This window comes from Caenibius sp. WL, from assembly GCF_019803445.1.
In the GTDB taxonomy this organism is placed as follows: domain Bacteria; phylum Pseudomonadota; class Alphaproteobacteria; order Sphingomonadales; family Sphingomonadaceae; genus Caenibius.
In genome coordinates this window covers 1,422,255-1,434,775 of record NZ_CP081844.1, presented here as the reverse complement: position 1 = coordinate 1,434,775, position 12,521 = coordinate 1,422,255, and the positions used below count along the sequence as shown (strand labels likewise).

Genomic DNA, 12,521 nt, shown 5'->3' with positions numbered 1-12,521 from the left:
CCGGCGGGCGGGCATCGGATCATATTGTGACCCGCTGGCGCGAACGGAATTACCCCCGCACGATCAGCGCGCACCGACCTGCGGCGGACGGCCGAGCAAGGCGCCGGCATCGGCAGTGATCAATTGCCCGGTCACTACTGTCGCATCGCAGACCAGCGGCACCACCATCCGGGCGATATCGTCCGGCTGGCAGATCACCCCCAGAGTGGAGGACTGTTCGAACGCCTGGCGCGCCTGTTCGAACCCCGCATCGCCCAGCCCGCGGCGCAGCCAGTCCCCATCGATCATCCCCGGTAACACGGCATTGACACGGATCGGCGCAAGATTGCGCGCCAGCGAGACAGTCAACGTATTGAGCGCCCCTTTCGACGCAGCATAGGCATAGGAACTGCCTGTGCCGTTAAGACTGGCGATGGAGGAAATCATCACGATAGCCCCACACGGGCTGCGCCGCAGCGCGGGTTCCACCGCGCGTACCATCTGATAGGCGCCGATCACGTTGACCGCATAGATCGCATGGAAATCCGCTGCGTTCTGCCCGGCGAGATCGCCCATGGAAACGAACTGCGTCACGCCCGCCGAATGGACCAGTGCATCGATCCGCTCCCAACGGGCCAGCGCCGCTTCGGCCAGCGCGCGGCACGCCTCATCCTCGGCGACATCACCCTGCATCGCGCAGGCATCGCCGCCCATGGCGCGAATTTCCATCACCACCTGTTCCGCCGCGTCCGCGCTATGCGCATAGTTGACGAGCACATCGTACCCTCGCGCCGCCAATGCCCGGGCAGAGGCCGCCCCCACCCCCGTGCCGCCGCCCGTGACGATCGCAACCGGCCTTTCCGCCATTCCCGCTTCCTCCATCTTCCGCCCGCCCGGGCCATTCATTTTTGTAAGCGCCGCCTCACAAAGGGCTTCGCCTTTGCCGGGGTGTGTATTAGGTTCCTGCCAAAGACAACAATAACGGATGGAGAGACCTGCATGGCAAAGGCGCAGGATTACGGTTTCGGCGCGTTCGCGTTTCCCCGTGGCTGGTTCATGATCGGCAGGACTGAAGATGCGACCGAAACGCCGAGTTCGGTGCGCTATTTCGGCACGGATATGGTCCTCTATCGCGGAAAGAGCGGCAAAGCCCGGCTGGTCGAAGCCTATTGCCCGCACATGGGCGCGCATCTGGCGAAGAACACCACGTCCTACATCGTGCTCGACGGCGAACACGTTCAGGGCGAATCGATCCGCTGCCCCTTCCATGGCTGGCGCTTCGACGAGAACGGGCAATGCGATCACATTCCCTATTCCGATTTCATTCCCAAGGCCGCCTGCCTCAAGACGTTCCCGGTCACCGAATTCGCCGGCATCCTGTGGACCTGGTACGATCCCGAAGGGCTGGAACCGGATTATCCGCTGCCCAGTTTCGGTAACCATTACGGCGAACCGGGCTGGGTGGAATGGAACATGGCGCACCTTGGCGATCTCGACATTCATGGCTGCGAAATCGTCGACAACATGGCCGATCTCGGCCACATGGTGCCGGTCCACGGGTCGACCGAATGCATCTATTTTTCCAATGAGTTCGTGGATCACGTGGTCCACCAGTACTTCGGGACACGGCACCGCAACGAAGTGGCCAATCACGAATACAACATGCTGATGCTCGATACCTGGCGGACCGGACCGGGCATTCTCGAATCCGATATGCAGGGCCGGTTTCCCGGCTTCTGGCTGATCGCCAGCACCCCGATCGACGATGGCCGCGAGCGGGTGTGGAGTGGGATCATGGTGCAGGTGAACGATGGCACGCAGGCGCCAAGCGCGGAAGATATCGCGCTGGCGCGGGAATTTTCGATGAACGCCGTCCACGGGCTGGGGCAGGACGTGGAAATCTGGGCCAACAAGCGCGACTGTATCAACCCGATGGCTCTGCCTGCCGATGGCCCCTATGGCCGCCTGCGGACCTGGTATCGCCAGTTCTTCAACCCGCGCGACAAGGCCGCCGAACTACAGAAACGGGTCAATGGCCGCACGGTCACGCTCGATCTCCGGGAAGCAAAGGGCATCGCCGTCGATGTGTTCCACGCCCCGCCGCAAAAGGCGCTGCAAAGCGCCTGAGGCAGCGATGGCGGCATGCCCCGCCCGGTCCTTGCGTACGGCATCGCGGATCGCCACATAGCGCGCCATGCCAAGGTCGACCCCTTCTTCGCGGCAGGATATCGCCCGCGCCCACGATGTCGAGGAGATGTTCTCCTTCACCGTCTATCCGTCCGTGATCGGGTTCCAGATCAGCCGGGCGGCGGACGGGCTGGTGCGCGCGCTGAATGCGATTATCGAAGCCAAGGGTCTGCCGCTGACAGCGCGCGAATTCGTGATTCTCAATCTGTTGCATCAGGAAAGCCCGCTGCAACAGACGCAACTGGTCGAACGCAGCTATAAGGACCCGGCCGCGACCAGCCGCCTCGTTGCCAGCCTGCATCGCAAAGGCCTGATCGAACGCACCAGGCCGAAGGAAGACCGGCGCGTGACTTTGATCAGCCTGACCGAGCAAGGGCGTGCCACTCGCGCGGCGATTATCCCGGAAGTGAGCGCGATGCTGCGCCATGCGGTGGGCGAAACGAGCGACGAGGATCTGCGCGCCACCCGGCGGGTGATGGGGCGGATCATCGGGGCGATGCTGGAAACACCGGCCTGAACGCTGCCGCATTCAATCGATGGGCACGCCTTCGCCCCGCTGCGGCATAGGCATGAACAGACGCAGCAGAACCTGCGCCACCGTCAACCACACGGCCCCCAGTACGAGCGACAGCGACAGGTTGCTCGCGTCGGCCACCGCGCCCCAGACCCACGCGCCGATGGCCATGCCGCCGAACGTGATCGCCTGATAGACCGCCAGACAGCGCCCGAGAATGGCATCGGGGGATCGCACCTGCATCGCGACATTGAGCGTGGTCAGCGCCAGAACCCAGCCGACCCCGCCCAGAGCCGCCGCCAGCAAGGCCCATGCAAAGTGGTGGCTCAGCCCCTGCAACAGCTCCGCAGCGATGAAGGACACCGTGCCAAGGCCGATCACCATCTCCGTGCCGAAGCGACGCATGGCCTTGCGCACGAACAGGGCGCTGAGAATGGAACTGATCCCGAACATGCCCAGCAGCAGGCCGAATGTCAGTTCGCCCCCGCCGAGCTGGTCGCGCACGATGGCGGGCAACAGCGCCTGATAGGCGGAAAGGCCGAACCCGATGGCCGCGCCGCGCACCAGCACTTTGCGCAGGGCGGGCGATGTCAGGCAGAACTGGATTCCGGCCTTGATCGAACGGAACATCGGCCCGCGCACCGGTGGTGCGACCTCCGGCCGCCAGCGCAGCAGCACCACGATCAGCAGGATATAGCTCAACGCGTTCAGCGTGAAGGCAAGGCTAATATCCCACAGCGAGATCAGCAACCCGCCCAGCGCCGGGCCGACACTGCGCGCCAGATTGAAAGCAATGGTGTTGAGGCTGATCGCCTGAGGCAGATCCTCACGCCCCACTTGCGCGCGCACGGATGCCTGCCACGCCGGGGAATTGAGCGCCGTGCCGATTCCCACCGCGAGTGTGAGCAATAGCAGCACCGCCGGATTGACGAAACCTTCGTACGTGACGAACGCCAGCAAGGCCGAGGCGATCAGCATCCCGGCCTGCGCTGTCAGCATCACCCGGCGGCGGTCGAAATTGTCGGCAATTGCCCCGGCGACCACGCCGAACAGCAGGATCGGCAGCGTGGTCGACGCCTGCACCAGCGCGATCAGGCGATGGGAATCGGTCAGTTCGGTCATCAGCCAGGCCGCCCCGACCGACTGGATCATCGAACCGATGTTGGAAAAGAGATTGGCGATCCAGATCGCCCGGAACGCCGGGAAGCGAAATGGCCCCAGAGTCGAACCCGGGGCCATCAATCCCTGCGGCGCGGCCTGACCGGGTTGCGTCAAATCCCGCTCCGCCGCGCACGATGCAGGGGCATACCGCTCAGGCCTCGCTGCCCCGGGTTGCGGGAATCAGCGCCCCGGTGATCGCGCGCGCCTGATCGGAAGCGAGGAAGGCGATCGCATCGGCGATGGCTTGCGGCTTCACCCATGCGCTGTAATCGGCATCGGGCATGTCGGCGCGATTGGTCGGCGTGTCGATGATGCTGGGCAGGATGGCGTTCACCGTCACTCCGGTGCCGGCCAGTTCCGTCGCCAGCGCTTCGGTCAGGCGATGAACGCCTGCCTTGGACGCGGCATAGGCGCCCATGCCCATGTCGGCCTTGATCGCGGCGCCCGCGCCGATGTTGACGATCCGGCCCGCCGCGCTGGCCTTGAGCGGTTCGAGCGCGGCCTTGGTGATCGTGGCGGCGGTGAGCACGTTCATGGCGAACATCCTCTGCCAGCTTTCAAGGCTACCGTCGGCCAGCGTTTCCCAGGTGAAACCGCCCGCAACGTTGACCAGCACATCGATCCCGCCGAGCTTGCCGGTGATTTGCGCAACCAGATTTTCGCACGCGGCCGCATCGGTCAGATCGACGCCGGGAATATCCAGCCCGCCTTCGTTGCCGGCAGGGGCCTGCGCGGCGAAATCGACCCGCACCACCGTATCCCCCTGACGGGCGAAAGTTTCCGCCACAACCCGGCCCAGCGCCCCGAAACCGCCGGTCACCACCACATTACGAGCCATTACGCACACACTCCCCGAAAATGTCCCGCCGGCCCCTTCGCCGGCAATTCGCGGCGACGCTAGCGCGAAGTCGAAGGGAAGGAAACGCCCCTGCCGGGGATTTTTCGGTTCCCGCCGCAGAGACCGCTCAACCCGCCTGTCCCGTTCGGTGTGTCAGCGTTTGACTTGGCCGGTGATGCGCGGCATCCTTCGTTTCATGCAGATTCGCATAGGTCTTTTCCGGTTTCGCCTTCACGGAGGGCAGCTTCTCGCGGGCATCTAGCCCCGGGTTCCGGTGCGCACGCCCCGAACTCGGGGCGAACTCCATTTTCGCTGACGCCGCCATCGCGTGCGGCTGTGCGCCCGCATCCCACCGGCCTTGCATTTCACCGGCCCCTATCATCCCACCGGAAAGCGACTATCACCATGACCAGGGCCCGCGCCGTCAAGCGCCCCCCCATTCACATGATCGAAGACGAAGCCGACGCCATCACCAGCCTGGCGATGAGCGTGGAGGACCGGCTGCCGCAAGTGGCCGAACTGCTGCTTGACGAAATCGGCCGCGCCAAGACCTATACCAAAGCGAAAATCCCCGTCGACGTGGTGACGATGAACGCCACGGTCGAATTCGTTGACGAAGCCAGCGGGGCCGATCGCACCGTCGAAATCGTCTATCCCAGAGATGCCGACATTTCGGCCGGGAAGATTTCCATTCTCACCCCGATCGGCGCGGGCCTGATCGGCCTGCGCGCAGGGCAATCGATCCTCTGGCCCGACCGCGACGGGAAAGAACGCTGGCTGCGCATCATCAGCGTCACCCAGCCGCAAACCGCCGCCTGACCCCCTACCCGCCATTCGCTTTCACAGGCGATCCGCTTCACCGCGAAACGGATCGCCCCGGGGCTTCACGATCAAAGCGCGGTACGGCGCAAACGCAGCGCATTGCCGATCACTGAAACGGACGACAGGCTCATCGCCGCCGCCGCCAGCATCGGGCTCAGCAGCAGCCCGAACGCCGGATAGAGCACCCCTGCCGCCACCGGCACACCCAGCGCGTTGTAGCCAAACGCGAACAGCAGATTCTGCCGGATGTTGCGCATGGTCAGGCGCGACAGCCGCTGCGCCTTGGCCAGGCCCGCCAGATCGCCGCTGACCAGCGTCACCCGCGCGCTTTCCATGGCGATATCCGTGCCGGTGCCCATCGCCACGCCCACATCGGCCGCGGCCAGCGCCGGGGCATCGTTGATCCCGTCACCCGCCATGGCAACCACATGGCCCGCCGCTTTCAATTCGCCGATCACGCGGTGTTTGTCCTCGGGCGAGACATTGGCGTGCACTTCATCAATCCCCAGCCTGGCGGCCACCGCCCGCGCGGTCGCTTCGGCATCGCCGGTCAGCATGACCACGCGGATACCGGCCTTGTGCAGGCGGGCCACCGCATCGGCGCTGCTGGCCTTGATCGGGTCCGCCACGGCCAGCAGCCCGGCCGCTTTGCCATCGACAGCGGCGAACATCACCGTCTGCCCTTCGGCCCGCGCCTGTCCGGCCCTGTCCGCCCACTGCGGATCGAACGCCCCTTCGCGCCGCATCAGCTTGTCGTTGCCGATAGCGACACGTTGCCCGCCGACATGGGCCACCGCCCCCTCGCCCGTGATGGATTGGAAATCCTCCGCCCCGGCCAGTGCAATCCCGCGTTCGCGCGCACCGGCCACGATGGCGGCGGCCAGCGGGTGCTCGCTCGTCCGTTCGACAGCAGCAGCCAGCGCCAGCAGGGCGTTTTCTTCCATCCCCGACGGCGGTGTGACGTCCACCAGCGCGGGCTTGCCTTCGGTCAGCGTGCCGGTCTTGTCGACCACCACGGTATCGACTTTCTCGAAGGTTTCGAGCGCTTCGGCATCGCGGATCAGAATGCCATTCTGCGCCCCCTTGCCCATGCCGACCATGATCGACATCGGCGTGGCCAGCCCCAGTGCGCAGGGGCAGGCAATGATCAGCACCGCAATCGCATTGACGAGGGCATAGGCGAGCGCGGGCTGCGGGCCCCAGACCGCCCAGACGGCGAACGCCGCCACTGCGATCACGATCACCGCGGGCACGAACCAGCTCGCCACCAGATCGGCCAAGCGCTGCACCGGCGCGCGGCTGCGCTGCGCGGTGGCGACCATCTGGACGATCTTGGCCAGCAGCGTTTCCCCGCCGACCTGTTCCGCCACCATCGTGAAACTGCCGGTCTGGTTGACCGTGCCGCCCGTCACCCGGTCGCCCACGGCCTTGCTCACCGGCAAGGGTTCGCCCGAAATCATCGATTCATCGATGTGGCTAGCGCCGCTGGCGACCGTGCCGTCCACCGGCACTTTCGCACCGGGCCGCACCAGCAGCCGGTCCCCCCGGCGCACATCGTCCAACGGCACTTCCTGCTCCGCGCCGTCCGCGCCAATGCGCAGGGCGACGGGCGGCGCCAGTTCCAGCAGCGCGCGCAAGGCGCCCGAAGTATGCCCGCGCGCTTTCAGTTCCAGCACCTGCCCGAGCAGAACAAGCGTGGTGATCACCGCCGCCGCTTCGAAATAGACGGCCACCCGCCCATGATGATCGTGGAACGCCGCCGGGAAAAGGCCGGGCGCGAATGTCGCCACCACGCTGAAGCCATAGGCGATCGCCACGCCCAACCCGATCAGCGTGAACATGTTGGGATGCCAGCCCTTGAGCGACTGCACCGCGCGGACGAAGAACGGCCACGCGCCCCACAGCACCACCGGTGTCGCCAGGGCCAATTGCAGCCATTGACCCCATTCGGCCGAGATTACCCGCGCGAGCGGCTGGCCGGGGAGCATTTCGCCCATGGCATAAAGGAACAGGGGCACGGTAAACAGCGCGCTGATCCCGAAACGGCGGCGCATGTCGATATATTCCGGGTCCGGCCCCTGATCGAGGGAGACTTCCTCCGGCTCCAGCGCCATGCCGCACAACGGGCAGGTGCCCGGCCCCGCCTGGCGGATTTCCGGGTGCATCGGGCAAGTGTAAATCGCATCCTTGGGCTGTTCGGCCGCGTATTTTTCCGGTTCGAGATAGCGCTGCGGATCGGCGATGAACTTTTCCCGGCAGCGCGCTGAACAGAAATGGAAATCCTGCCCATCGTGCATCGTGTGATGCGGCGATTTTTCCGGGTCCACCGTCATCCCGCATACCGGATCGATGACCGTGCCCCCTGCATGACCGCCACCATGATCGTGATTGTGCCCGTGATTGTGGCAGCAATGAGATTCTGAATGCTGGGCGGCCATGACGACTCCAATCGCTTGTGCAACAATGAATGACATACCCCTACCGGGTATTTTTCATTTGCGCAAGATACCCAGTGGGGGTATATGGAACGAACCGTTTGCTCCGCCAGGGAACCGTCGCCTCGATGCACCAGAAATTCGCCAAGGAAATCGCGCGTATGAAGCGTATCGAAGGACAGGCGCGTGGAATCGTCCGCATGATGGAGGAAGAACGTTACTGCATCGATGTGCTTCAGCAGATGTCCGCGATGGAAGCGGCCCTGCGCGCGGCCAAGTCCAAAGTACTGGCGATCCATGCCAGCCATTGCATCGAGGACGCGCTGCAAGGCGGCGATGCGGTGGCGCAACGGGAAAAATTCAACGAATTGATTGATCTGTTCGGCAAGGTGGGGCGGTAATCGCATGCCCCGCATGGCCACCCTGCTGGCATTCCTTTCGGCGGTGATGCTGGCGTTCGCCCCCACACTGGCGGGCGCAGAGGCAGCGCCCGCACCGGCTCATGCCGCAATGGCCGACGATTGCCGCGGCAGCGCGCCTGCCAAGCCCGCGCCGCATGACGCACATCAGGAAAACTGCCTTGCTGTGTGCCTGGCGGCGCATGGCGGCTTCCTGCCGGATGCGCCGGAGATGGGTCCGGCCTATACCCCTGTACCCTATTCGACCTATCCTTCTTCCCACCGCATATTGGTGTCCACTCATACCGGGGTCGATCCGCCGCCGCCACGCCGGGCATAAAGCTCTTTCCACTCCGTTCGTTTTCCAGCGAGCCGCGCTTTCGCGCGCGATGCTTGCCCGCCTGACACATCCGGTCCCGCGCCGGAATGAGGACACCTATGCACAAGACCACACTCGACCGACGCCGTCTGGTCCAGAGCGCTTTCGCGCTCGGCGGCAGCGCGCTGCTGCTGCCCGGCTGGGCCCGCGCCCAAACCGCGCACGATCACCATGCCACTCTGCCCGCACAGGGGCCCACACCGGGGTGCGACGTTCTGACCGGCGAACGCATCGAACTCGCCATCGCCCGCACCCCGTTCACCGTGGGCGGCCGCACCGGCCACGCGGTGACAGTCAACGGCACCTTGCCCGCCCCGCTGATCCGTCTGCGTGAAGGGCGGAATGTACAGATTGCCGTCACCAACCATCTGGAGGAAGACAGCTCGATCCACTGGCACGGCATTCTCCTGCCGTTCCAGATGGATGGCGTGCCCGGCGTCAGCTTCCCCGGTATCCGCCCGCATGAGACGTTCACTTACGAATTTCCCGTGCGGCAGGCGGGCACATACTGGTATCACAGCCATTCCGGCCTGCAGGAAGCGATCGGCCTCTATGGCCCGCTGGTGATCGATCCGGCGCATCGCGATCCCGTCGCCTATGACCGGGAACATGTGATCGTGCTGTCGGACTGGAGCTTCATGCATCCGCACACGATCATGACCAAACTGAAGCAGCAGCCGGATTACTTCCAGCGCGACCAGGAAACGCTCGCCTCGCTGCTCGCGGGCAAAGGGCCCGGCGCGGCGGAGCGGCTACGCTGGGGCCGGATGCGCATGTCGCCCACCGACATTTCCGACGTGACCGGCGCGGCCTATACCTACCTCGTCAACGGACAAGGGCCGGATGCCAACTGGACCGGCCTGTTCACGCCGGGCGAGCGGGTGCGGCTGCGGATCATCAACGCTTCGGCGATGACGATTTTCAATGTGCGCATCCCCGGCCTGCCGCTGCAGGTGGTCAATGCCGACGGGCAGGACGTGCGCCCGGTGGAAACCGATGAATTTCAGATCGGTGTGGCCGAAACCTATGACGTGGTGGTTGCCCCCGGCAACCAGCCCTACACGCTGTTTGCCGAAACCATCGATCGTTCGGGCTATGCCCGCGCGACACTGGCCCCGCGCCAGGGCATGATGGCGCCGGTCCCCGCCCTGCGCGAACGCCCGACATTGACCATGCGCGACATGGGCATGGATGAGGCGGCGATGGCCGGCATGGCAGGACACGAAGGCATGGGCCATGGGATGAAGCACACGATGCGCGATGGTTCCGCCGCGCCGGGGGTCGATCTCAATCACGGGGTCGAAATGATCGCGCCGATGCCGCTCGACCGCACCAACGACCGGGGTCTGGGGCTGGAGAATGTGGGCCACCGGGTGCTGACCTACGGCGATCTCGAAACACTGGCCCCGCCTGCCGACACCCGCACGTCAACGCGTGAGATCGAAATCCATCTGACCGGCAGCATGGAACGCTACATGTGGTCGTTCGATGGTAAGACTTTTGCCGAACAGACCGAACCGATCCGTCTCGCCCGGAACGAACGGGTGCGCTTCAAGCTCGTCAACGACACGATGATGACGCATCCCATCCACCTCCACGGGTTCTTCTTCGAACTGGTGAACGGCAAGGGCATTCGCCAGCCGCGCAAGCACACTGTCAATGTCCTGCCGGGCGGCTTCGTCCGCTTCGATCTGACGGCGGATGCGCCGGGCGACTGGGCATTCCACTGCCACCTTCTGATGCATATGCACGCGGGTATGTTCAATGTCGTGACCGTGCGCCCGCTGGGGGGAGAGACCGCATGAAAACCGCACTTTTCACCGCAGCTGCCGCGCTCGCTTGCACCGCTGCTCCCGCCTGGGCGCAGCATGACAATCATGGCGGGGATCACGGGCAAAACCATCAGACCATGGATCACGCGGGCCATGGCGGCCACACGGCAGCCCCTCCCGCGCCTGCGGACCAGGCTGGCCACCAAGGGCACGCTATGCCCGCTGCGCCCGCGACACCGGCCAGCAATCCCCATGCCGGGCACGCGATGCATGGGGGGGCCGACCCGCAAATCCCGCAAGCCCCCCCTCCACCCGAGGCGCGTTCGGGCCCGGTCCATGCGGCCGACACGGTCTTCCCCGCAGGCGCGATGGCCGCATCGCGCGCCGCGCTGCCGCGGGAAATGGGACGGATGACATGGGGGACCGTGCGGATCGACCGGCTGGAAGCGCAGACCGGCAAGGGGCCGGACGGCTGGCTATGGGAAGCCGATCTCAGCTACGGCGGCGACCGTGACAAACTGTGGCTGAAAAGCGAAGGCCACGCCGCGTTCGGCCAGCCGGTCAGCGCCGAAGTGCAGGGCCTGTGGAGCCGCGCGATCGGCCCGTGGTTCGACCTGCAGGCCGGCGTGCGGCAGGATTTGCGCCCCGGCGGTCCGGATCGGACGCATGCCGTGCTCGGTGTGCAGGGTCTCGCCCCCTACTTTTTCGAGGTGGACGGCGCGATGTTCCTTTCCACCAAGGGCGAACTGACCGGGCGGATCGAAGCCGAATACGACCAGCGCATCACCCAGCGCCTGATCCTCCAACCACGCGTGGAAGCGAACTTTTCGGCGCAGGCCATTCCCGAACTCGGGCTCGGCGCGGGAGTGACGTCGCTACAGACCGGCGCCCGGTTAAGGTACGAGATCAGGCGGGAATTCGCCCCCTATATCGGGATCGAATGGCAGCGCGATCTCGGCAGGACCGCCCGCCTGACCCGCGCGGCAGGGGACGATGCCAGCCGTGTCCTGCTCGTGGCCGGCATCCGCGCCTGGTTCTGACCGCTCTGCCGCCGCACACACCGTGCGGCGGCAGGGTTAGCCCGGATATTCGGGAAAGACAGCCGGAGCCCTGCGACCTGCGCATGGCCGCTTGGGCATCCTAGCCGGATGAACTGCCGACCTCGTTCCCATCGGCTGCGCGCTGGAACCCGTCGAAGCTCGATGCCGGCATTCTGACCGTGTGGACGCCATTGGTGATCCGCGCCTCTCGCACGCCAGACTGGGCATGGAACCGGGCATGGAAATCGGCGTCGGGCCCGCTCGGGGCCAGAATGCCGTCGATCTTGGGCTGGCCCGGATGGAAGACGTGGCTGTGCAACGCAATCAACACTTCCCATCCAGCCTGCCTGTCCGCAAGCGCCGGTTCCACGATGGGGTCCATCCGTCCGATGCCATCATGGTTGATCGTATAGTAATAAACGCGGAGACGCTCCCTGTCGGGGGATCGCAGGATGATGCTCGCAAACTCGCTGGGGTTCTCGAAAGTGTTGAGCCGTCCATGCTGATGCCCGAACATCAGCATTTCGAGGCAATTGGCTGGCCCGATCCAGTCATCGGCATGGCGGATCACGATCCGATTGTTCGGGGTCGGGCTGCGTTCCAACAGGCGCACCGGACCGGTTTCGATCTTTCGTTCGGCCAGTTCGTCCCTGAAGCGGCGATAGCCCCCGCTTTCCGGCGCTGTTGCCGACCAGAGAACCGGGTGGTCAGGCACATCCCATAGCTGCAGCAGCTTGCTCCCGTCCGCGTTGGGACCGCCTTCCTCCATCAGCACTCGCGGTTCGCTCGCAAACCTGCAGGCCGTATCCGCGTGCGCAGGCGCGGCGGCAACGGAGAGAGACAGCGCAGCGACGGCAAGAAAAGAACGGCTGAACAAGTATGGCTCCGTCAGCATGAGAGGATTGCCTCCTATCCTGCCAATGCTGCGATGTCGCGGAAACTCCCAAACCGTGCGGCGGCCTGCCCAAATTTGCACCGGGGGGCGCGGGAACGTGC

Annotated in this window: 12 protein-coding genes; 7 read left to right on the top strand and 5 right to left on the bottom strand. The window is 65.1% G+C overall.

Annotated elements, in window-relative coordinates; all coding sequences use genetic code 11:
* Window positions 1-63: 63 nt before the first annotated feature.
* Window positions 64-846 (bottom strand): SDR family NAD(P)-dependent oxidoreductase, encoded by a 783-nt coding sequence (locus tag K5X80_RS06630; protein WP_222560057.1) that lies wholly within the window; start codon window positions 844-846, stop codon window positions 64-66.
* Window positions 847-978: 132 nt separating this feature from the next.
* On the opposite strand from K5X80_RS06630, the gene K5X80_RS06625 reads away from it, so the two are divergent.
* The gene (locus K5X80_RS06625) at window positions 979-2,106 is read left to right on the top strand and encodes an aromatic ring-hydroxylating dioxygenase subunit alpha (protein WP_222560056.1); all 1,128 of its coding nucleotides are present in this window, start codon (window positions 979-981) and stop codon (window positions 2,104-2,106) included.
* 67 nt (window positions 2,107-2,173) lie between these two features.
* Window positions 2,174-2,683, top strand: coding sequence for a MarR family winged helix-turn-helix transcriptional regulator (locus K5X80_RS06620; RefSeq protein ID WP_222560055.1), 510 nt, complete (start codon window positions 2,174-2,176; stop codon window positions 2,681-2,683).
* Between the two features lie 12 nt (window positions 2,684-2,695).
* Here K5X80_RS06620 and K5X80_RS06615 read toward each other — a convergent pair whose 3' ends face one another.
* Together K5X80_RS06615 and K5X80_RS06610 are read right to left on the bottom strand one after the other, a co-directional pair.
* Window positions 2,696-3,955 carry an MFS transporter gene (locus K5X80_RS06615; protein WP_222560054.1) on the bottom strand — a complete coding sequence of 420 codons (1,260 nt, stop codon included), beginning with the start codon at window positions 3,953-3,955 and terminating at the stop codon, window positions 2,696-2,698.
* 37 nt (window positions 3,956-3,992) lie between these two features.
* Window positions 3,993-4,679, bottom strand: a complete 687-nt coding sequence (locus tag K5X80_RS06610; RefSeq protein ID WP_222560053.1) for an SDR family NAD(P)-dependent oxidoreductase — start codon at window positions 4,677-4,679, stop codon at window positions 3,993-3,995.
* A gap of 405 nt (window positions 4,680-5,084) precedes the next feature.
* Here K5X80_RS06610 and rnk point away from each other — a divergent pair, with 405 nt between their 5' ends.
* Window positions 5,085-5,498 carry a nucleoside diphosphate kinase regulator gene (gene rnk / locus K5X80_RS06605; RefSeq protein WP_222560052.1) on the top strand — a complete coding sequence of 138 codons (414 nt, stop codon included), beginning with the start codon at window positions 5,085-5,087 and terminating at the stop codon, window positions 5,496-5,498.
* Window positions 5,499-5,569: 71 nt separating this feature from the next.
* Here rnk and K5X80_RS06600 read toward each other — a convergent pair whose 3' ends face one another.
* Entirely contained in the window at window positions 5,570-7,834 is a 2,265-nt protein-coding gene (locus K5X80_RS06600; protein ID WP_283249240.1) for a heavy metal translocating P-type ATPase, read from the bottom strand.
* Window positions 7,835-8,064: 230 nt separating this feature from the next.
* Between K5X80_RS06600 and K5X80_RS06595 the strand changes: the two genes are divergently transcribed.
* The 4 genes from K5X80_RS06595 (at window position 8,065) to K5X80_RS06580 (ending at window position 11,525) form a co-directional block, all read left to right on the top strand.
* Complete coding sequence (locus K5X80_RS06595; protein ID WP_222560050.1) at window positions 8,065-8,337, top strand: metal-sensitive transcriptional regulator; 273 nt, start codon at window positions 8,065-8,067, stop codon at window positions 8,335-8,337.
* Window positions 8,338-8,350: 13 nt separating this feature from the next.
* Window positions 8,351-8,674, top strand: a complete 324-nt coding sequence (locus K5X80_RS06590; protein ID WP_222560049.1) for a hypothetical protein — start codon at window positions 8,351-8,353, stop codon at window positions 8,672-8,674.
* Window positions 8,675-8,772: 98 nt separating this feature from the next.
* Window positions 8,773-10,518 (top strand): copper resistance system multicopper oxidase, encoded by a 1,746-nt coding sequence (locus K5X80_RS06585; RefSeq protein ID WP_222560048.1) that lies wholly within the window; start codon window positions 8,773-8,775, stop codon window positions 10,516-10,518.
* A complete protein-coding gene (locus tag K5X80_RS06580; RefSeq protein WP_222560047.1) occupies window positions 10,515-11,525 on the top strand; it encodes a copper resistance protein B in 1,011 nt (336 codons plus the stop codon). The genes K5X80_RS06585 and K5X80_RS06580 overlap by 4 nt, the downstream gene beginning before the upstream one ends.
* 100 nt (window positions 11,526-11,625) lie before the next feature.
* Here K5X80_RS06580 and K5X80_RS06575 read toward each other — a convergent pair whose 3' ends face one another.
* A complete protein-coding gene (locus K5X80_RS06575; protein ID WP_222560046.1) occupies window positions 11,626-12,402 on the bottom strand; it encodes a hypothetical protein in 777 nt (258 codons plus the stop codon).
* Window positions 12,403-12,521 lie beyond the last annotated feature (119 nt).

Bases quoted from the DNA above. Each gene is read 5' to 3' on its own strand.
- K5X80_RS06595 (WP_222560050.1), top strand. From the start codon at position 8,065: ATGCACCAGAAATTCGCCAAGGAAATCGCGCGTATGAAGCGTATCGAA.
- K5X80_RS06590 (WP_222560049.1), top strand. From the start codon at position 8,351: ATGGCCACCCTGCTGGCATTCCTTTCGGCGGTGATGCTGGCGTTCGCC.
- K5X80_RS06620 (WP_222560055.1), top strand. From the start codon at position 2,174: ATGCCAAGGTCGACCCCTTCTTCGCGGCAGGATATCGCCCGCGCCCAC.
- K5X80_RS06585 (WP_222560048.1), top strand. From the start codon at position 8,773: ATGCACAAGACCACACTCGACCGACGCCGTCTGGTCCAGAGCGCTTTC.
- K5X80_RS06610 (WP_222560053.1), bottom strand. From the start codon at position 4,679: ATGGCTCGTAATGTGGTGGTGACCGGCGGTTTCGGGGCGCTGGGCCGG.
- K5X80_RS06625 (WP_222560056.1), top strand. From the start codon at position 979: ATGGCAAAGGCGCAGGATTACGGTTTCGGCGCGTTCGCGTTTCCCCGT.
- K5X80_RS06580 (WP_222560047.1), top strand. From the start codon at position 10,515: ATGAAAACCGCACTTTTCACCGCAGCTGCCGCGCTCGCTTGCACCGCT.
- rnk (WP_222560052.1), top strand. From the start codon at position 5,085: ATGACCAGGGCCCGCGCCGTCAAGCGCCCCCCCATTCACATGATCGAA.
- K5X80_RS06600 (WP_283249240.1), bottom strand. From the start codon at position 7,834: ATGACGGTGGACCCGGAAAAATCGCCGCATCACACGATGCACGATGGG.
- K5X80_RS06630 (WP_222560057.1), bottom strand. From the start codon at position 846: ATGGCGGAAAGGCCGGTTGCGATCGTCACGGGCGGCGGCACGGGGGTG.